General features: G+C 50.9%; 21 protein-coding genes. 6 read left to right on the top strand and 15 right to left on the bottom strand.

Annotated features, from left to right (window positions below):
- The first annotated feature begins 138 nt into the window (after positions 1–138).
- On the top strand, positions 139–783 hold the full coding sequence (locus tag K6L24_RS21130; protein ID WP_062746969.1) for a response regulator: 645 nt from the start codon (positions 139–141) through the stop codon (positions 781–783).
- 302 nt (positions 784–1,085) lie between these two features.
- Here K6L24_RS21130 and K6L24_RS21125 read toward each other — a convergent pair whose 3' ends face one another.
- Together K6L24_RS21125 and K6L24_RS21120 are read right to left on the bottom strand one after the other, a co-directional pair.
- The gene (locus K6L24_RS21125; protein WP_118665110.1) at positions 1,086–2,453 is read right to left on the bottom strand and encodes an MFS transporter; all 1,368 of its coding nucleotides are present in this window, start codon (positions 2,451–2,453) and stop codon (positions 1,086–1,088) included.
- A 153-nt stretch (positions 2,454–2,606) separates the two neighbouring features.
- Complete coding sequence (locus K6L24_RS21120) at positions 2,607–2,945, bottom strand: zinc ribbon domain-containing protein YjdM (protein ID WP_062746964.1); 339 nt, start codon at positions 2,943–2,945, stop codon at positions 2,607–2,609.
- A gap of 171 nt (positions 2,946–3,116) precedes the next feature.
- Between K6L24_RS21120 and K6L24_RS21115 the strand changes: the two genes are divergently transcribed.
- Positions 3,117–4,115: an aldo/keto reductase gene (locus K6L24_RS21115; RefSeq protein WP_062746962.1), complete on the top strand. Its 999-nt coding sequence runs from the start codon at positions 3,117–3,119 to the stop codon at positions 4,113–4,115.
- A 74-nt stretch (positions 4,116–4,189) separates the two neighbouring features.
- On the opposite strand, the gene K6L24_RS21110 is transcribed toward K6L24_RS21115, so the two are convergent.
- The 8 genes from K6L24_RS21110 to K6L24_RS21075 are packed head-to-tail and all read right to left on the bottom strand — an operon-like array spanning position 4,190 to position 10,105.
- Positions 4,190–5,365: an acetyl-CoA C-acetyltransferase gene (locus K6L24_RS21110; protein ID WP_062746960.1), complete on the bottom strand. Its 1,176-nt coding sequence runs from the start codon at positions 5,363–5,365 to the stop codon at positions 4,190–4,192.
- Positions 5,358–5,765, bottom strand: coding sequence for a carboxymuconolactone decarboxylase family protein (locus K6L24_RS21105; RefSeq protein ID WP_187510341.1), 408 nt, complete (start codon positions 5,763–5,765; stop codon positions 5,358–5,360). Before K6L24_RS21105 ends, K6L24_RS21110 begins: the two co-directional genes overlap by 8 nt.
- The gene (locus tag K6L24_RS21100; protein ID WP_062746955.1) at positions 5,762–6,973 is read right to left on the bottom strand and encodes an MFS transporter; all 1,212 of its coding nucleotides are present in this window, start codon (positions 6,971–6,973) and stop codon (positions 5,762–5,764) included. The genes K6L24_RS21105 and K6L24_RS21100 overlap by 4 nt, the downstream gene beginning before the upstream one ends.
- Positions 6,974–6,993: 20 nt before the next feature.
- Positions 6,994–7,644: an HAD family hydrolase gene (locus K6L24_RS21095; RefSeq protein ID WP_222681808.1), complete on the bottom strand. Its 651-nt coding sequence runs from the start codon at positions 7,642–7,644 to the stop codon at positions 6,994–6,996.
- Positions 7,641–7,871, bottom strand: coding sequence for a tautomerase family protein (locus K6L24_RS21090; protein WP_062746952.1), 231 nt, complete (start codon positions 7,869–7,871; stop codon positions 7,641–7,643). Before K6L24_RS21090 ends, K6L24_RS21095 begins: the two co-directional genes overlap by 4 nt.
- Positions 7,872–7,881: 10 nt before the next feature.
- Positions 7,882–8,712 carry a hypothetical protein gene (locus K6L24_RS21085; protein ID WP_222681807.1) on the bottom strand — a complete coding sequence of 277 codons (831 nt, stop codon included), beginning with the start codon at positions 8,710–8,712 and terminating at the stop codon, positions 7,882–7,884.
- Positions 8,705–9,481, bottom strand: coding sequence for an AfsA-related hotdog domain-containing protein (locus K6L24_RS21080; protein WP_118665104.1), 777 nt, complete (start codon positions 9,479–9,481; stop codon positions 8,705–8,707). Before K6L24_RS21080 ends, K6L24_RS21085 begins: the two co-directional genes overlap by 8 nt.
- 12 nt (positions 9,482–9,493) lie before the next feature.
- Complete coding sequence (locus tag K6L24_RS21075; RefSeq protein WP_118665102.1) at positions 9,494–10,105, bottom strand: hypothetical protein; 612 nt, start codon at positions 10,103–10,105, stop codon at positions 9,494–9,496.
- A 213-nt stretch (positions 10,106–10,318) separates the two neighbouring features.
- Between K6L24_RS21075 and K6L24_RS21070 the strand changes: the two genes are divergently transcribed.
- Positions 10,319–11,242: a LysR family transcriptional regulator gene (locus tag K6L24_RS21070; RefSeq protein ID WP_118665100.1), complete on the top strand. Its 924-nt coding sequence runs from the start codon at positions 10,319–10,321 to the stop codon at positions 11,240–11,242.
- 30 nt (positions 11,243–11,272) lie between these two features.
- Here the strand turns inward: K6L24_RS21070 and K6L24_RS21065 are convergent, their stop codons facing one another.
- Complete coding sequence (locus tag K6L24_RS21065) at positions 11,273–12,136, bottom strand: YicC/YloC family endoribonuclease (protein WP_062746939.1); 864 nt, start codon at positions 12,134–12,136, stop codon at positions 11,273–11,275.
- Positions 12,137–12,291: 155 nt separating this feature from the next.
- Between K6L24_RS21065 and K6L24_RS21060 the strand changes: the two genes are divergently transcribed.
- Complete coding sequence (locus K6L24_RS21060) at positions 12,292–12,720, top strand: DUF3574 domain-containing protein (RefSeq protein WP_062746937.1); 429 nt, start codon at positions 12,292–12,294, stop codon at positions 12,718–12,720.
- Between the two features lie 48 nt (positions 12,721–12,768).
- On the opposite strand, the gene K6L24_RS21055 is transcribed toward K6L24_RS21060, so the two are convergent.
- Entirely contained in the window at positions 12,769–13,953 is a 1,185-nt protein-coding gene (locus K6L24_RS21055; protein WP_062746936.1) for a NupC/NupG family nucleoside CNT transporter, read from the bottom strand.
- Between the two features lie 211 nt (positions 13,954–14,164).
- Here K6L24_RS21055 and rph point away from each other — a divergent pair, with 211 nt between their 5' ends.
- Together rph and pyrE are read left to right on the top strand one after the other, a co-directional pair.
- Positions 14,165–14,881, top strand: coding sequence for a ribonuclease PH (gene rph, locus K6L24_RS21050; protein WP_062746934.1), 717 nt, complete (start codon positions 14,165–14,167; stop codon positions 14,879–14,881).
- 57 nt (positions 14,882–14,938) lie between these two features.
- On the top strand, positions 14,939–15,580 hold the full coding sequence (gene pyrE / locus K6L24_RS21045) for an orotate phosphoribosyltransferase (protein ID WP_062747037.1): 642 nt from the start codon (positions 14,939–14,941) through the stop codon (positions 15,578–15,580).
- A 101-nt stretch (positions 15,581–15,681) separates the two neighbouring features.
- Here pyrE and slmA read toward each other — a convergent pair whose 3' ends face one another.
- The 3 genes from slmA to coaBC form a co-directional block, all read right to left on the bottom strand.
- Positions 15,682–16,278 carry a nucleoid occlusion factor SlmA gene (gene slmA, locus K6L24_RS21040; protein WP_062746931.1) on the bottom strand — a complete coding sequence of 199 codons (597 nt, stop codon included), beginning with the start codon at positions 16,276–16,278 and terminating at the stop codon, positions 15,682–15,684.
- Between the two features lie 118 nt (positions 16,279–16,396).
- The gene (gene dut / locus K6L24_RS21035; protein WP_062746929.1) at positions 16,397–16,855 is read right to left on the bottom strand and encodes a dUTP diphosphatase; all 459 of its coding nucleotides are present in this window, start codon (positions 16,853–16,855) and stop codon (positions 16,397–16,399) included.
- Positions 16,833–18,044, bottom strand: coding sequence for a bifunctional phosphopantothenoylcysteine decarboxylase/phosphopantothenate--cysteine ligase CoaBC (coaBC, locus tag K6L24_RS21030; protein ID WP_222682351.1), 1,212 nt, complete (start codon positions 18,042–18,044; stop codon positions 16,833–16,835). The genes dut and coaBC overlap by 23 nt, the downstream gene beginning before the upstream one ends.
- Positions 18,045–18,171 lie beyond the last annotated feature (127 nt).

The following is an 18,171-nucleotide window of genomic DNA, read 5'->3' as shown; positions in this document are numbered from 1 at the left end:
AGCCCCATGCAAGTGTCATGTTTGTTTATTTGACGCAAATGCTTGCCATGACGTATATCTCGCAATTAAGATAATTTTCGTATTCGATCTTTAATAGTTCGTTTATTGATTCGGGATGAAAACCCACATGGAGGATGTATGTACAACAGATACACAGTGGCTATCTCTGACGACCACCCGCATATCATTAATTCAATAAAAATGCTTTTAGCAAATAGCGATCGCTTTTCCATAACCAGTGAGACGGTTTGTGGAAAGAGTTTGCTTGCGGTTTTGGCTTCTGCACCAACGGATATCGTCATTACTGATTTTTCATTGAGCTCCGATCGTTCAGCAATGGATGGTTTTACCAAGCTTCGCGCGTTACAGGGGCGCTTTCCTGATGTGAAAGTGATTCTTTTGACATCACAAAATAATACGGCAATTCTCAGAGGTGCCTGTGATTATGGTGTTAAGTCAATTATTAGCAAAGCTGACCCGGTGGAAGAAACTTTACAGGCGTGTCAACATATTACTACTCAGTCTGGATATTATTTTTCATCCTCTTTAAGATACATTAAGAACTACCTGGTAAAAGGTCAGGAGAAAGGAAGTCCACTTACCCCAAAAGAGTTAGAGGTAATTAGGCTGTTTTCTTCCGGATATACCTTGTCTGAAATTGCACAGCGACAGAACAGAACGATAAGCACCATTTCCACGCAAAAATATAATGCAATGCGACGGCTGGGTGTTTCATCAAACATTGAGTTGATTCGTTATGCTTATGCGCAGGGTTTAATTTAAGTTCTGAAGGACTAACAGGGCTCGCTGAAGTCATTAATATCTGCACAACAGCGTGTTATGTTGATACTGGCTAATAAGACGTGACATAAGGGGCTTCCCTGTTTGCTCGTTTTTTTGCCCGCCCGCACAGCTTGTGGGTGACATCGTTCCTCGACATGCCGTTATCTTGCTGAATTTCTTAAGTATAAATACGTAAAACTGGAAAAGTGAGCCTAAGTCGGGGGAATCGCAGGTTTGCTGCGTTCCAACCGACTTAGCTGCAACCGGAATTTTCAGAGAAGGCGTTCGTTAAGCCTGATCGCTTACAGCCTTTCCCAGGCTTTCTTCAGACCGGTCTCTTCATCGGGGTCGGCACCCTGTACTGGCGGGGTTTCTTCCTCTTCCGCCTCACTTTCAGTCTCACTGTCAAATGACGGCATGGTTTCCTCGATCATCTGCTCATCGAATGCGGGATTCAGTGCAGGAGACAGCGGAGAACTCATCAGGCTGTCTGGCATCGCAATATGGGGAACCGGTGCATCCTCCACGAACTGTGCCGCATCTTCTTTCACTGTTCTGCTCAGACCCACAATCATCAGTCCGCACAGGGCAAAAAAGGCGTACAGGGTATTGCCGCCCAGCGGTTCCATCAGCAGCCCCACCACTAACGGTCCGATACTGGCTCCCACGCCAAAGGCCATCAGCAGACACGCGGCCAGTGATACACGTCGTTCCGGTTCAACCAGGTCATTGGCCAGTGCTACCGCCAGCGGGTAGAGTGAAAATTGCAGCATACTGACAACGAAGCCGAGCACCAGCAGCAGCGAAAAACTGATCTGCGGCAGGATCGCCAGCGGCAGCGCGGCAACAATCAGCACAATGGCATTCAGGCGCATCAACAGGGTTCGGTTATAGCGGTCAGACAGCCAGCTGAGCGGGAACTGCGCCACCAGCCCGGCAAAAATAGCGATAGCCATAAAGAGACCGGTTTGCCCGGTTGTGAGCTGTTGCTGGCTGGCGTATACGGGCGCAAGGCCGTAAAAAGAGCCGACCAGCATTCCAATGGCCAGCGTGGTAGCCAGCACCTTCGGGATAGCGCCAACGAAATAACGCAGCTCCATCGGGGCGGGAGAAAGCTGACGGGCGTGCGTACGTGTAGTCAGCGCAATAGGCACCAGGCAGAGTGAAAAGCAGAGTGCGATCAGCAGTAATGTACTCAGGCCAAGGTCGGTTTGCAGCATCAGCACCACCTGCCCGAGTGACATGCCAAGATAGGTCGCTACCATATAGCAGCCAAAGACTTTGCCGCGCTGTTCCGATTCAGACTGATCGTTGAGCCAGCTTTCCAGCACCATATACTGGCACATCATACACAGGCCGATAATCAACCGCAGGCCGACCCAGACCGGGATAAACCCGGTTAACCCGTGGCACAGCACCGCGGCGGTAATGATGCCGGCACAGGAGACATAGGTGCGAATGTGGCCGACGCGGGCAATCAGAAAGTGGCCGACTTTGCCACCGATGACCAGGCCAATGTAGTTGGCAGCAATAATCGCCCCGATCAACCCTCCGGACACATGGGCCGAGGTCAGTCGTAGCGATACGTAGGTGGTCAGCAGCCCGGAGCCGAGCAGCATTAACAGCGTCGTGGTATAAAGCGGGAAAAACACGCCTAACGTCTTATTCACTCTGCCCCCCTGGGGAAATATTGAGCCGGTCCGTTGAGCGCCGCACGCCCTTAACACATGAAGATTGTGCCTTGTGATACTAGCAGTTTCAGACGTGAGGGCAAATCAGGTGGGCAAAGAGAGTGCCAGTAGCGCGGCGGCTACTGGCCGGGATCAGTTCTTTTTCACAAACTCAGACTTCAGCTTCATGGGACCAAAGCCATCGATTTTGCAGTCGATGTTATGGTCGCCTTCCACCAGGCGAATACTCTTCACTTTCGTGCCCATCTTCAGCGGCGTGGAACTGCCTTTGACCTTGAGGTCTTTAATCACCGTGACGCTGTCGCCATCGGCCAGCAGATTACCGTTGGCATCTTTCACCATCAGCATATCCTCGGTGGCTGCATCTGCGCCGTCAGCCCAGACATGTCCGCACTCGGGGCAGTTCAGCATTGCGCCATCCTGCCAGCTGTATTCTGAGTGACATTTTGGGCAGGGAGGTAAAGTTTCCATTATCATCCTCAAGTAAATCCATAATAAAGTAAGGGAATAGTTTACCCTGTCAGCGACTTTCTTCCTACCGCTGTTTGCCCGCAGCGATGATACCTAAAAGGTATCGCCTGGTTTGAAATTCAGCGCATCACTCAACCATGAAAGAATACGATTTCATTTTATGGAGGGGTTATGAAAACAAGACAGCTGGGTCAGGATCTGAGCGTAAGTGCTATCGGCTACGGTGCGATGGGGCTGAGTGAATTTTACGGTGAAACAGACGACAGTCAGTCTCTGGCACTGCTCGGCCAACTGGCGAATGCGGGCGTGAACTTCATTGATAGTGCAAATTTATACGGGCGGGGTCATAACGAGCGGCTTATCGGCCATTTTTTAGCCCAGCTTGATCCTCATACGCGCAGTCAGTTTAAAGTGGCCACTAAATGTGGCATCGACCGCGATCCTGATGCTGCCTATGCGCGAAAAATAAATAATCACCCGGATTATATTGTTCGCTGCTGCCATGAATCTTTACAGCGTCTGGGCGTGGAAAAAATAGACCTTTTCTATCTTCACCGCGTGGATAAAGAGGCAGACATTGAAGAGAGTATGCACTGTTTGTCCCGCCTGGTGCAGGAAGGGAAAATTGGTCATATCGGGCTGTGCGAAGTCTCTGCTGCCACCCTGCAAAAAGCGCACGCCGTGTTTCCAGTGACGGCGCTGCAAACCGAATACTCGCTGTGGACGCGCGATATTGAAGAGAGCATTTTGCCGATGGTGAAGTCGCTGGGGATTGGGTTAGTGCCCTATTCGCCGCTGGGCCGGGGTTTTCTGACGGGTAAATATCTGAAGAACGCGGACTTCCCGGAAGGGGACTTCCGCCGGAACAACGCGCGTTTTCAGCAGGATAATATCGATCATAATCTTAAGCTGTTAGACGCTATTGCACCGCTCACGCAAAAGTACCACTGCACGTCGGGGCAGATTGCGCTGGCATGGTTACTGGCGCAGTATGATAAAACGGTGCCTGTCCCCGGAACCAAGAATGTAAATTATCTGGCAGAGAATGCTGCCGCTGCCGATCTGGTACTGGAAGCGTCAGATGTCGTGGCGCTGAATAATATTCACAGAACGATTTCGATTAAAGGTAGCCGTTATTCCGAAGAAGGGATGAAAGGCGTTAATGCTTAACCATCTAATGAGCCAGTAAAAAAAACCGCCAACTATCCGGCGGTTTTTTTTTGAGTATTTGTTCTGTGCGCATGTTAACGCGTTACGCTGAGCGCGACACCTTCCCCCCCGCCGATACATAGCGCAGCGATACCTTTATGAAGGTCTTCACGAATTAAGCCATGAATTAACGTGACCAGAATACGGCAGCCGGACGCACCAATGGCATGTCCCAGAGCGATCGCGCCACCGTGTGGGTTAATACGCTCTGAGGGGACGCCACAAGCGTGTGCTACAGCCAATGCCTGGGCAGCAAAAGCCTCATTTGACTCCAGAATATCGACCTCCTGAGGTGACCACTTCATGCTCTTGATATTCATTTCAATAGCTTTAATCGGTGCAGCCCCCATCAGTTCGGGCTCAATACCGGCATTGGAGAAGGCACCGAGTGAGGCGAGAACAGCCATTCCCCGTTTTTCTGCAGTTTCCCGACGACAAAGCAGCACTGCAGCTGCACCATCATTCAGAGACGAAGCGTTACCCGCTGTCACTGTTCCCTCTTTTTTAAATACGGTTTTTAAGCCAGACAGCTTTTCAATGCTGGTATGACGAGGACATTCATCCTGAATCACACTCCGTGGTTCGCCTTTCCTGGTCACCCATTTTACGGGAACAATTTCTTCAAAGAACAGTCCTGCTTCCTGAGCTTTTAACGCCTTGCGGTGAGAGCTCAGGGCGAACTCATCTTGCATTGAACGGGAAATATTATAGTCAGCAGCGACATTCTCAGCGGTCACGCCCATATGGTAATGATGGAACGCATCCCACAGACCGTCAGCAATCAGACTGTCCTGTAGCGCACCGTCACCCAGCCGAATGCCCTGCCTGGAGCCTGACAGGATATGTGGGGCATTCGACATGCTTTCCTGGCCCCCGGCAATCACAAACTCGGCCTCCCCACAGATGAGTGCCTGCATGCCAAGGTGTACGGCTTTCAATCCTGAACCACACACTTTGTTAATTGTTAGCGCAGCGACCGCGACAGGAAGGCCGGCATTTAATGCTGACTGCCTGGCGGGATTCTGGCCGCAACCAGCAGTCAGAACCTGACCCATAATGACCTGGTCCACATCCTCTGCGGGTAATTTACTGTCGGCCAGCAGCGCTTGAATCACTACGCTACCCAACGACGTGGCCGAATGTTCGGCCAAACCGCCCATAAATGCGCCTGTTGCCGTTCTTTTCGCCGAAACAACCACAATCTCATTCATTTCTTTCTCCACTCTTCTGAGAAGAGAAGCGTGCAGTTGCTGCGCGATAGGCCGTCAAGCCATTCATACAGGCAGGAACACCGGCGTACACCGCCATCTGGATGACTATCTCAAGCAACTCTTGCGGTGTGACACCGACATTCAGTGCGCCACGCATGTGCAACTCAAGCTGAGGCTGCGCATTACCGGATGTTATCAGCGAGGCCACCGTTAACATTTCGCGTGTTTTGAGGTCCAGACCGGGGCGCCCAACGATGGCCCCAAAAGCATAATCGGTAATCAGATTTGGCAGGTCTGCATCCAGTTCTGCCAGCCGGGATGTCACCGAATCGGCGAGCCCGTCTTCGAGGCGGTCCATAATTTCACGGCCATAGCGGGTCAGTTCAGCATCGTGTTTCATGCAATATTCTCCATCATTTTTTTCGTAACAAGCTTGTCGGACGGAATGAACACAACGAGGAGGAAGGAAAGAGCGATAGCCACGCCTGCGGTCACAAAAAGTGCCGGAAGTGACAGGGCAGAAACCATCCAGGCACCAACAGAGGCCCCGATACCGATTGCGGCGTTAAAGAAAGAGACATAAATTGCTGAGGCAGGAAACGCTTCTTCTCCAGCCACACGGAGTACCCATGTCTGGAAACCAACAAAGATGCCTGAAACGGCAATTCCCCATAGCATGACCGCGGCCAGTACCAAAGGTCGGGACAATGACTGAGCCTCAAGACCCAGCGCGACCAGTACGATACCAATCAGCAGAACGGAGAGAGAGACGGTCATTTTAAGGTATTTATCGATCAGCATACCGGTGAGGAAGTTTCCGGCCAGACCAGCGATGCCGTAAATGAATAACACGACCGGTATGAAAGCTGCGGAGAGTGCTGGCTGGGTTTGCAGCCAGGGTTCAATAAAGGTGAAGGCAGCAAAGTGCGCGGTAATAGCCAGCAACGTCGCGGAGTAGATTTTCCACAATGTGGAGGAGCGTAAAACATTTTTCAGTGCGCCCAGACCAATCGTACTTTTGACGCTGATATTCGGGACAACCCACATCATGCCAACAAAGGCAACCATGCTCAGAATTGACATCAGCCAGAAGGCCTGACGCCAACCGAAGTTCAGACCAATATAGTTTGAGAGAGGCACGCCAAACACGCTGGCGGCCGAAACACCGCCAAACACAATGGAAGTGGCTACTCCGAGGTACTTAGTTGGAACCATGGCCACCGCCGTGGCTCCAATCATCGCCCAGAAGGCGCCATGGGCCAGTGCGCCGACGACACGAGCCGCCAGCAATACCTCATAAGAGCCCACTGTTGCAGACCATACGTTCGAAATGAACAGGACGACGGTGAGTGACAGGAGGAGGATCTTTTTAGGGAAATTACCCAAAAATACCGAGGCAAAGAGTGCACTCAATGCGCCAATCCAGGCATAGAGTGATACGGTCATACCAATCTCAGATTCAGAGGCATGAAGCCCGTTGGCGATAGGCGTGAGTAAACCTACCGGCGCCAGCTCTGTCGTTACAATGGTAAAAGTGGATAAAGCCAGAATAAATAATGCCACCCATGTCCTGATGGACATCGTTGACTCTTTGATATCAGAGACCATGATAATTTCCTTGTGAATGTTTAAATGTTGCGCCAGCCTTTCAGTGCTGCATAATCCATTAGCCTGATGTTCTTCCCTACGCAAACAGGATGTCCTGTTGCTTCCAGCATCGGTATGTCGGAGATATCATCACCATAGGCATAGCAATCTTCAGCCCGAATATCGTTCTCATCGCAGAAGGAAAGTAATGCCTCTTTTTTTCCGCTTCCAATTGTTTGTGGCGTGCCAATCTTCCCTGTTAGCACACCCTCTTCATTGATTATTAAGGGGGCGCAAATAATATTTTTAACACCTAAATGATCGGCAATAGGCTGCAGAACAGGCAACATCGATCCGGAAACAAAAACGGGTGTTATTCCATTTTTCTGATGAAAACGTAGCTCAGAAATCGTCTCGCTAATAAATATATTTTTATTAAGGCACTGTTGGAACCATTCCTGACCAGACTTCTTCAGCGCATCGAGATGGACATGAGTAAATTGCTGGTAATAATCCTTATTTAACAGCTCTCTTCGTTTTCCACTTTGAATGTCTTGCTTAAGCCTGGAGGTATATTCACTATATTGAGTTAAAAGTCCTTTTTCTTTACACCAGTATTCATAAAAAATAAACATGCTTTTAAAATTTATGATGGTTTCATCAACATCAAAGAAAGCAGCGACTTCATTCACACTGACTCCTTGTAATTTTTTCTTCTGCTTTTTATGGGAAATTGAGGGTCATTGCCGCAAATGCCGGCATCACTCCAACGTGAAGGTAAAATTTCATTGATAACTACAGATATTTTATCCAGTGGTGCCCCACTGGTTTGGTGAACGGCGAGTGTGACGGCTTCCATCATATTTTGTACCTGTGCTTCATTACTCATTTTCCAGGTTGAAATTTGAATAAAAGGCATTGTTTTTTCCTTACGGGGTTGTTGTAAATTCATCAAATGAGCGAAATTTAAGTTTTAGTTGAGCGTGTATATCACCGCCCAGTCCATAAAGACCGATAGCGCCGCCATAACTTTGTTGAGTACTCATATAAAGCACCACGACATTAATAATACGATTGCTGTGGTGGTGACGTTTTGGAAATGGATTAGGCAACTCTGCCCAGAAACTTGCGTGGCCCAATTCATCGGTAATAAATACATTCGGTATGCCTAGTGGGCCAGGTCTGCTGGTATTTTCCGGGTCCAGGTCGCGCTCGCGCAGACTCATTATGGTATACAGACTGTTCGGTACCAGATGATGGAACACAAACTCGAACCGGGCACTTTTCCTGTCGCCAGCGACACGGACAACCAGTTCTCCTCTGGCAGCCAGCCAGTGACGTAATGTGACTGGAGAGATTTTCCGCCTGCCATCGCTGTCGCGGTAATCAGAGATATGTCCCTGATGCAGCGGAAGACTATCACGCTGCTCTGAGTTGGCCTTTGGTCGCTGGTCAGGTGCGAATAACATATTGTAGTTATTTAAAGGGATCGGTAAAGGCAGTGTGAATAACACAATCTCTTCAAGTTCTTGAGGCGTTACTTTTTCCAGAAAGCGCACTATCGTGTAGGGTGCGACCTGGCCAAAAGCGGGTAGCGGGCTCTGTGGTGACACGAGGGCGCGACCCCATCGAACACCGTGTTGACCGGGTATCATACCCTCTACAACAAAGTTACCCTGACTATCCATCACCTCCGCAGGGGGGTAAAGCGGCCCCTGCGTGGTGGCAGCCAGTTCATACTTCCGGCTGTTTTCAGGCATGGATAGCCTCTACCGGAGTCTGCTGTGCAGCAATGAAGGCGTTTTGTGTCGCTGTCATTGCCAGTTCACTCTCTTTGCTGCTGATCACCTCGGAAGGATAAACAGTAAATGATACATCCATCGTCGCGCATGGCGTCTCGTGTTGAGTGACACGAATTTGCGCTTTAAAACGCGCGCGGCGATCATTAATATCCTGATCCAGAATTTCGTAATGCATCACTGCGGGCAGCGGAAAAAGGAAATTGCTGAAATTAATAGCCATGCCGTTTATCACGTAATAGCGGTTTTTATTGCCGCTAAAGAAGAACTCTTCTGTTACGGCAATAAAGGTTTGCCTGCATGCTTCCACTAAAAGCATGCCCTGAATATGTTGCCCGGTTTGATGGTCAGCCATCAGTTCGCAGCGCTCATCAATCAATAAGGGAAGCGCGTATAACTTATCGTTATGTTCTACTTTTTCAGCAGCACCAATCAGCACATTGTGTTTTATTTTTTTATGTGCGTAACAGTTCTTCTTTGCCTCTGCCAGTTTTTCTAATGAGATGATGTTTAATTTGTTATCATGTATCTCATTACGCTTCTGGTTTTTGATGACTTTTCTTGCAAAGTCATCTCTGACCCCCTGGCCAACAATGATTTCATGTTCAGTATCGATTATTTTTGCCGGTATTTGTGTAAGCAGTTCCAGTTGTGAAATGGTTAAAACGTTTTTACCATTTGTAAATTCACTGAATTTATCACCGACAACAAAAATTTTCTTAATTTTCATATAATCTCACTTTCAACAAGAAAAGGCGCTGTAGATACGAGTGTAAAGACCTTCATTACCTCCGGTAATGTAATTATCACCGGCTTGTTGGATAATGTTCTGATAACGAGCGTTTGTGAATGCGTCTTTATACTCATCTTTGTCACCATTAAATGATGAGATAAACATAACGCCGGGCAGACCACTAATGAGAGAGTGAAAAGCCTCAAAGCTGGAGATCTTATCTCTGTTGTCGCGAACAACATTAAAAATGGTCTCTTCACGCCAGTGGCGATATTGCGCATAATTATCAGCAGGAACTTCAACGTGACGAAGTTGAATATATTTAGTGTCAGGTAGCGACTTATCAGTTTCGATAGGGGCTTCTACGTATTTCACCAACTCGCGGCGAATATCACCTGAAAGAAGCGATGCCATATTATGGAAGGCTGCCTCAAGCTCACCTTCTACCCACGGGATCTCTTTTATATCGTTAAATGAACGAAGTTCAAGAAGTTCATGGATATCATTTTCTTCAGAGAAAAAATATTTTTTCTCTGAGGTGGATTTTAGTCCGGTAATTGAAGAAGGGGTTACGTTGTTTTTGAGTGGAAAGCGGGAAATCAAAACGTATTTAGCAGACATGATATTTATCCTTAGTAGGTGAATTTCGGGAATAAAAATATCATCTGGATTTTTTATGAGAATTGTTAATTTTGTAATACGATTTAGGTATCACAAGAAGGTTTTATCTGTAACATATTGATTAATTTACAAAGACTTCATGGTGAGATAATATGTTAACCATTAAATCGATGCCAAAAAACTGAATAATGCCCCAACAGCTGCGGAGAATTTGTGGACAGCATTAATAGTAAGTTACCCAGCATAAAGCAGTTGCAATGCTTTCTTGTGGTTGCTCAGGAGCTTAACTTCAGACGGGCCGCTGAACGGCTGCGAATGACTCAGCCACCGTTAACCCGGCAGATTAAATCCCTGGAAGATGCGCTGGGGTGTGAGCTGTTTACCCGTAATACTCATGAAGTTCGCCTGACAGAAGCCGGCGCCCTGCTGGTGGATAAAGCAACGCACCTGATTAATGAATTCACCAAATTCGTTCGTGAAATGAATAAAGAGCCATCCCATCTTCGAATTGGTCTGACCCGCACGCTCAGTTTCGATAACATTCCTTCGGTGAATGACAAAATAAAAAAACTGATGTGCGCCGAAGAGATCGAGATACAGAATCAGACATCCAGTCAGCTTCTGCAGTCCCTCTCTAAGGGGCAGATGGATATGGTCATCATCGGTGAAAAGAGTTTGCACAGCGATCAGGATTTTAGTTTTCACTGGATCTACCGCGAACCACTCCTGCTGGCAATGCCGTCCTCTCACCCGGCCAGTTTAAAAGAGAAGGTGGCGCTGGCTGACATTGCTGATCTGCCGCTGTTCTGGTTCCCCCGCCATGCTAACCCCGTCTATTACGATAAATGTGAGGCTTATTTTCAGCGCCTGCCGTTGGCGCTCAGGCGCATAAAAGAGCCGGACGACTCTCTTGTACTGCTTGCCAGCATTGCACGGGGTAAAGGAATGACGCTGATGCCGCAGTCGATGTGTACGTTTAATCAGCAGGGATTATGTTATCGCGCGCTGGACGACGATGCACAGTCGTCGCTGAATATTGATGTTTACGTGGCAACGCGGAAGCATGAACGACGGCAGCCGGTCATTAACGGCGTTGAGGCTCTGACAGAGAAAAATAGTGAAAAAAAAGCCCTGTAAACAGGGCTTTTTAGTGCCATGAGAAGAGTGTTATTCGATGTTCTGAATCTGTTCTCTCATCTGCTCAATCAGCACTTTCAGCTCTATCGCTGAGGCGGTGATTTCAGCATTAATGGATTTAGACCCCAGGGTGTTCGACTCACGGTTGAACTCCTGCATCATAAAGTCGAGACGGCGGCCGACCGCTTCTTTCTTCTTCAGGATGTTGTAGGTCTCTTTCACGTGCGCTTCCAGGCGGTCCAGCTCCTCTGCCACGTCGACCCGCTGTGCCAGCATCACCAGTTCCTGTTCCAGGCGGTTATTTTCCAGCTGCACCTGCGCCTCTTCCAGACGCGTAAGCAGACGTTCACGCTGCCATTTCAGCACGTCTGGCATGTGCGTGCGCACTTTAATCACTTCGGCGCTGACCCCCTCCAGGCGCTGTTCAATCAGCGTCTTCAGGGCGGCACCTTCGCTTTCCCGGGCGATAATAAATTCGTCGATAGCGGCATCCAGTGCGGTCAGCAACTGGGCAGAAATGGTGTCCAGATCCTGTTCTTCAGCCGACATGACGCCTGGCCAGCGCAGAATATCGACGGGATTGATCTCACCCTCATCGCTCTGCATTTTCACCCAGTTGGCCGCCTGCACCAGCTGGATGGCCAGCTTTTCGTTCAGGACCAGCGAGCTCTGAGCGCTTGGATCTGCGTCGAACCGCAGATTGACTTCGATTTTGCCGCGCGTCAGGCGATTGCGGATGCGTTCACGGATCACCGGTTCCAGACCCCGGAACTGTTCTGGCAGGCGGATGTAGGTTTCGAGATAGCGTTGGTTGACGGAACGCAGCTCCCAGGCTGCGCTGCCCCATTCGCCTTTGGTCTCGCGCCGGGCGTAGGCGGTCATACTGCGGATCATTTTGCGTACCGTTTTAAAGAAAAGTAGCTGCGATTATAGCGGTGCTGACGGCGGCTTAACAGGAATTCGGTCAAAAGGCGGTGTTTTGGCTGACGTTTTGTGGTCAGCAGCTTAAGATGCTGAACGTCAGTACAACCATACCTTCAGGAGTAAACATGACCTCGCGTGCCCTCACTTTTTCTTTAGTACTACTGGCGCTGTCAGGCTGTACCGTGACAGATCGGCCGTCCCCTCCCGCTGTGCAGCCGGTCTGCGCGGTAGGTGACGCCATGAGCCAGACCACGCTCTATTTCGGTCTTAATCGTCCCCAGGGAACCGCGATCACCGAAGGGGAATGGCAGGCATTCATCGATAATGAGGTTACCCCGCGCTTTAAACAGGGCCTGACCGTGTTCGCGGCGAAAGGACAATGGCAGGGAGATGACGGCAAGCTGGCGCGAGAAAACAGTAAGGCGTTGTTACTGATTCATCCAGTTAATCAGGCGAGCGAACAGGGAATCGAAGCATTGCGTGCGCGCTATAAGCAGCGTTTTGCCCAGGATTCGGTGATGCGGGTGGATGCCCCGGTGTGCGTGGCATTCTGAGGTGTTTGCCCGTCAAGAGACCCGGCGCGACGGCGCCGGGTTCAGTGATTACAGTACCAGCCCGGCGAAAGCTGCAGACAGCAGGCTGACCAGCGTGGATCCGTAAATCAGCTTCAGGCCATAGCGTGAGACGACATTCCCCTGCTGCTCATTCAGCCCTTTGATCGCCCCGGCAACGATGCCGATGGAGGCAAAGTTGGCGAAGGAAACCAGGAACACCGACAGAATACCCAGACCACGCGGTGTCAGTTCCGCGGCGATTTTCTTCAGCTCAATCATCGCAACAAACTCGTTGGTGACCAGCTTGGTCGCCATAATACTGGCCGCAGACAGCGCGTCCGCGGTCGGGATGCCAATCAGCCAGGCAAATGGCCAGAACACATAACCCAGGATCTGCTGGAAACTGATGCCAAATACGGCCAGGAACACCGCATTGACGGCGGAAATCAGGGCGATAAAGCCAATCAGCATCGCCAGGATAATCATCGCTACTTTGAAGCCTGCCAGGATGTATTCACCGAGCATTTCAAAGAAGCTCTGGTCTTCATGCAGCTTTTCCAGGCGGATTTCCGGCTCATCACCCACCGGCGTCGGGTTGATGATCGACAGGATGATAAAGGTACTGAACATGTTGAGGATCAGCGCGGCCACGACGTAGCGTGGCTCGATCATCGACATATAGGCACCGACAATTGACAGCGAGACGGTGGACATCGCCGCTGCGGCCATCGAATAGAGGCGGCGCGGAGAAATATCGGCCAGGATGCCTTTGTAGGCAATAAAGTTTTCTGACTGCCCGAGGATCAGGGTACTGACGGCGTTAAATGACTCCAGCTTGCCCATGCCGTTGATTTTCGACAGCACGGTACCGACGATTCTGATCAGCACTGGCAGAATTTTGACATGCTGCAGGATGCCGATAAGCGCGGAGATAAACACGATCGGGCAGAGCACGCCGAGGAAGATAAAGGCCATTCCCTGTGCCGCCATGCCGCCAAAGACAAAGTCGGTGCCCTTCGCCGCGTACTTAAGCAGCACTTCAAAGAAACCGGAAAATGCGGTAACAATGGTCAGTCCGGCAGAGGCGTGCAGGAAGAACCAGGCCAGAGCGCCTTCAATTACCACCAGCTGCAGCAGTACGCGCGGGCGAATTTTTTTACGGTCATTACTGAACAGTAACGCCAGGCCGAAGATAATGGCCAGCGCCAGAATAAAATGGAAAACAGAAGTCATACACAGGTCCGGCATGAGGAATTATCGAAGAGGAGCATTTAGCCATATTTCGGTATGCTTTACACCCTGTAGCAGGCTATCTTGCTGTTTTAACGTTTAAACAGACGGCATTCGCATAACAACCTGCTCAGATGGCCACCTGTGATAGGCAATCCGCGGCGAAATCCGTATAATGCGCAGCCAATTATGTTTAGCTAGCCGGAGAGAAATTATGCGTCCATCAGGTCGTAGCGCACAACAGGTGCGTCCCGTCACCCTGACCCGTCATTACACCAAACACGCAGAAGGCTCTGTGCTGGTTGAATTCGGTGATACCAAAGTCCTGTGCACCGCCACCATCGAAGAAGGTGTACCACGCTTTCTGAAAGGCCAGGGCCAGGGGTGGGTCACTGCGGAATACGGTATGCTGCCCCGAGCCACTCACAGCCGTAACGCGCGTGAAGCGGCCAAAGGGAAGCAGGGCGGACGTACCCTGGAGATCCAGCGTCTGATTGCCCGTTCACTGCGTGCTGCCATCGATCTTAAAGCCCTGGGGGAGTTCACCATCACCCTCGACTGCGACGTGCTGCAGGCCGACGGCGGTACCCGCACAGCCTCCATTACCGGTGCCTGTGTGGCGCTGACCGACGCGCTGAACCACCTGGTCTCTATCGGCAAACTGAAAGCCAACCCGATGAAAGGCATGGTAGCCGCTATCTCTGTGGGTATCGTTAAGGGTGAAGCACTCTGCGATCTCGAGTATGTGGAAGATGCTGCTGCAGAAACCGATATGAATGTGGTGATGACTGAAGATGGCCGCATGATAGAGGTACAGGGTACGGCAGAGGGTGAGCCGTTCAGCCACGACGAGTTGCTGAAACTGCTGGCGCTGGCGCGGGGCGGTATTGATACGCTGGTTGCAGCGCAAAAAGCGGCGCTGGCCAACTGATTATATCAGGCGACGATGAAGTCGCCTTTTTTACGCCATTATTTTGAGGAAGATGACATGAAAGCCTGGCAGCGCCAATTTATCGAATTCGCCATCAACAAGCAGGTGCTGAAGTTTGGTGAGTTCACGCTGAAATCAGGGCGTAAAAGCCCTTATTTCTTTAACGCCGGACTGTTCAATACCGGGCGTGACCTCGCCCTGCTGGGGCGTTTCTATGCCCAGGCGCTGGTGGATTCAGGTATTGATTTCGATCTGGTCTTTGGTCCGGCTTACAAAGGCATCCCGATTGCCACAACCACCGTGGTGGCGCTGGCCGATCACCACGATCGTGATGTGCCTTACTGCTTCAACCGCAAAGAAGCCAAAACCCATGGCGAGGGCGGCACGCTGGTGGGCAGCCCACTGCAGGGTAAGATTATGCTGGTGGACGATGTGATTACGGCGGGAACGGCGATCCGGGAATCAATGGAAATTATCGCGGCCCATCAGGCGACGCTGGCCGGCGTGCTGATTTCTCTCGATCGTCAGGAGCGGGGACAGGGGGATATTTCTGCGATTCAGGAAGTGGAACGGGACTACGGCTGCAAAGTGATTTCGATCATTACGCTTAAAGAGCTGATTGCTTACCTCGAAGAAAAGCCCGAAATGGCCGATCATCTCGTGGCGGTACGTGCTTATCGCAGCGAATTTGGCATTTAAGAAGCATTCCCGATGATGCGGGCGGGCCGGAAAATAAGCCCGCCATAACGTAGGGGCTGATCCTTTTCTCCGGACTGCCCTTTGACGATTGATGCGTAATGTCAGACGAGCTGAGCGGCCAGTAGCGGCCAGCGCACATCGAAATCAACGGTAGGGCGATAACGAAACTCTGAACGAACAAAGCGTGACAGCAGCCCTTCGCAGAAGGCCAGTAGCTGACTGGCCAGCAGGGTTTCATCCGTAATGAACCCTTCACCTTCGCGCATTTTCTTTTCACGCATCACCTGGCGTAGCTGAACTTCGATGCGCTCAAAAAGCTGGTTGATACGTCCCTGCAGGCGATCCTGTTCGAACATCAGCGCATGCCCGGTCAAAATGCGTGTTAAACCCGGATTACGCTCACCAAAGCCCAGAATTAACTGAGTGATCATACGTAAGCGCGGCAGCGTCTCTTTTTCGTCTTTCAGAATCAGATTGATGCGCGTAATCAGGCTATCTTCGATAAACTCGATAAGGCTGTCAAACATCTTGGTTTTACTGGGAAAATGCCGGTAAAGCGCCGCTTCAGAAACCCCAACACTGGCCGCCAGTTTGGCCGTAGTAATTCGCTGACTTCCATCGCTGGATTCCAGCATTTGTGCCAGCGCCTGCAGGATTTCTTCACGGCGATTCCGTTTCGCACTCTTTTTTTCAACCATGTCTTAAAAGACCCCTGAAAACATCACCATAAACGGGCAAAGGCCCACTCAACGTCCGTGAGCACGAGGTTCACGGACGTAAAATGCAGTTTATCGTCATTGTGAGAGCAGTGGAGAGCTACTGGCGACCAGAATGGCCGAAACCACCTTCGCCGCGTACGCTGGAATCAAAGTCGTTGACCAGATTGAACTCTGCCTGGACGACGGGCACGAAAACCATTTGTGCAATACGTTCGCCCGGTTCGATAGTAAAGGAGTCCTGCCCACGGTTCCAGACGGAAACCATCAGCTGGCCCTGATAATCGGAGTCGATCAGGCCCACCAGGTTACCAAGCACAACGCCATGTTTATGGCCCAATCCCGAACGTGGCAGGATAACGGCAGCGAGCTGTGGGTCAGCAATATGAATCGCTAAACCCGTTGGTACCAACGTGGTCACGCCGGGCTCGAGGACGAAAGCTTCATCCAGGCAGGCGCGCAGATCGAGCCCGGCCGATCCCGATGTGGCATAGGTCGGTAAGGGAAAAGCTGTACCGACACGCGCATCAAGGATTTTAACGTCGATTTTTTTCATCATAAAGGCTGACAATCTCGTCTAATAACTGTTGGCCAAGGAGTGACTTATCGCACAGCGGTAAGACCTTATCTCCCTTTTGCCAAAAAAGGTGGAGAGCATTGGTATCACTATTGAAACCCTGCCCGGTTTTGGAAACATCGTTAGCGCAGATCACGTCCAGGTTTTTACGTGTCCGTTTTTCTTGCGCGTATTCTTCCACATTCTGGGTTTCAGCGGCAAATCCTACCACATAGGGCCTGCCCTGCTGCATTGCTGCTACACCGGCCACAATATCCGGATTTTTTATCATTCGCAGAGTGATTTCATCCCCCTGCTTTTTGATTTTTTCTTCCGCCACAGCCGCCGCCCGGTAGTCTGCAACCGCAGCACAGCCAATAAAAATGTGCTGGTTCCTGGCCTGTGCCATCACCGCCTGCTCCATCTCCAGCGCCGTGATCACATCAATGCGATCAACACCTGAGGGTGTCGTTAACCCTACCGGGCCGGCGATAAGCGTCACTTTTGCGCCGCGCTTTGCAGCGGCGGCAGCAAGGGAAAATCCCATTTTTCCACTGCTGTGGTTACTGATAAAACGCACCGGGTCGAGGGCTTCCCGGGTCGGGCCAGCGGTGATCATAATATTGAGATGTTGCAGATCGTTGATCGGGGTCGCCCAGCCTACGGCCAGGTCCACTATCGCCAGCGGATCAAGCATTCGCCCCGGCCCGATATCGCCACAGGCCTGGCTCCCGCTGTCCGGGCCCCAGATCAACATGCCACGCTGTGCCAGCAGGTTGATATTGTGCTGTGTTGGCAGGGCGCGATACATCTGCTGATTCATTGCCGGGACAATGGCCACAGGCGCCGGTGTTGCGAGGCAGACGGTGGTCAACAGGTCGTTGGCCATACCGGCGGCGACGCGCGCAATCAGGTCGGCGGTTGCCGGGGCGAGTATGATCAGATCAGCCCATTTCCCCAGTTCGATATGACCCATTGCGGCTTCGGCCGCCGGGTCGAGCAAATCGTCGGATACCGGATAACCCGATACCGCCTGCAGACTGAGCGGGGTAATAAAGGCTTTTGCTGCATCGGTCATCACGACCCGAACATCCGCACCGCGGTCGCGCAGACGGCGTACCAGTTCCGGTGTTTTATAGGCCGCAATGCCGCCGCTGACGCCAAGGACAATACGCTTTCCGGTTAATCCCATCATTTTGCTGTTCGCCTTCTGTTAAGCCCGCCCGGTGCCGTAGCGCCGTCATCCCCGTATTTTATCACACTCCTACGTTGGGGTGAGTACTGCACAATATTTGCGAGCCAGCACGTAAAGCTGGCAC

Source organism: Erwinia persicina (assembly GCF_019844095.1).
Lineage (GTDB): Bacteria > Pseudomonadota > Gammaproteobacteria > Enterobacterales > Enterobacteriaceae > Erwinia > Erwinia persicina.
This window is presented reverse-complemented; position numbering and strand designations above follow the sequence as displayed.

Bases quoted from the DNA above. Each gene is read 5' to 3' on its own strand.
- rph (WP_062746934.1), top strand. From the start codon at position 14,165: ATGCGTCCATCAGGTCGTAGCGCACAACAGGTGCGTCCCGTCACCCTG.
- K6L24_RS21090 (WP_062746952.1), bottom strand. From the start codon at position 7,871: ATGCCTTTTATTCAAATTTCAACCTGGAAAATGAGTAATGAAGCACAG.
- pyrE (WP_062747037.1), top strand. From the start codon at position 14,939: ATGAAAGCCTGGCAGCGCCAATTTATCGAATTCGCCATCAACAAGCAG.
- K6L24_RS21060 (WP_062746937.1), top strand. From the start codon at position 12,292: ATGACCTCGCGTGCCCTCACTTTTTCTTTAGTACTACTGGCGCTGTCA.
- K6L24_RS21085 (WP_222681807.1), bottom strand. From the start codon at position 8,712: ATGCCTGAAAACAGCCGGAAGTATGAACTGGCTGCCACCACGCAGGGG.
- coaBC (WP_222682351.1), bottom strand. From the start codon at position 18,044: ATGGGATTAACCGGAAAGCGTATTGTCCTTGGCGTCAGCGGCGGCATT.
- K6L24_RS21105 (WP_187510341.1), bottom strand. From the start codon at position 5,765: ATGAAACACGATGCTGAACTGACCCGCTATGGCCGTGAAATTATGGAC.
- K6L24_RS21100 (WP_062746955.1), bottom strand. From the start codon at position 6,973: ATGGTCTCTGATATCAAAGAGTCAACGATGTCCATCAGGACATGGGTG.
- dut (WP_062746929.1), bottom strand. From the start codon at position 16,855: ATGATGAAAAAAATCGACGTTAAAATCCTTGATGCGCGTGTCGGTACA.
- slmA (WP_062746931.1), bottom strand. From the start codon at position 16,278: ATGGTTGAAAAAAAGAGTGCGAAACGGAATCGCCGTGAAGAAATCCTG.
- K6L24_RS21080 (WP_118665104.1), bottom strand. From the start codon at position 9,481: ATGAAAATTAAGAAAATTTTTGTTGTCGGTGATAAATTCAGTGAATTT.
- K6L24_RS21065 (WP_062746939.1), bottom strand. From the start codon at position 12,136: ATGATCCGCAGTATGACCGCCTACGCCCGGCGCGAGACCAAAGGCGAA.
- K6L24_RS21055 (WP_062746936.1), bottom strand. From the start codon at position 13,953: ATGACTTCTGTTTTCCATTTTATTCTGGCGCTGGCCATTATCTTCGGC.
- K6L24_RS21120 (WP_062746964.1), bottom strand. From the start codon at position 2,945: ATGGAAACTTTACCTCCCTGCCCAAAATGTCACTCAGAATACAGCTGG.
- K6L24_RS21130 (WP_062746969.1), top strand. From the start codon at position 139: ATGTACAACAGATACACAGTGGCTATCTCTGACGACCACCCGCATATC.
- K6L24_RS21110 (WP_062746960.1), bottom strand. From the start codon at position 5,365: ATGAATGAGATTGTGGTTGTTTCGGCGAAAAGAACGGCAACAGGCGCA.
- K6L24_RS21075 (WP_118665102.1), bottom strand. From the start codon at position 10,105: ATGTCTGCTAAATACGTTTTGATTTCCCGCTTTCCACTCAAAAACAAC.
- K6L24_RS21115 (WP_062746962.1), top strand. From the start codon at position 3,117: ATGAAAACAAGACAGCTGGGTCAGGATCTGAGCGTAAGTGCTATCGGC.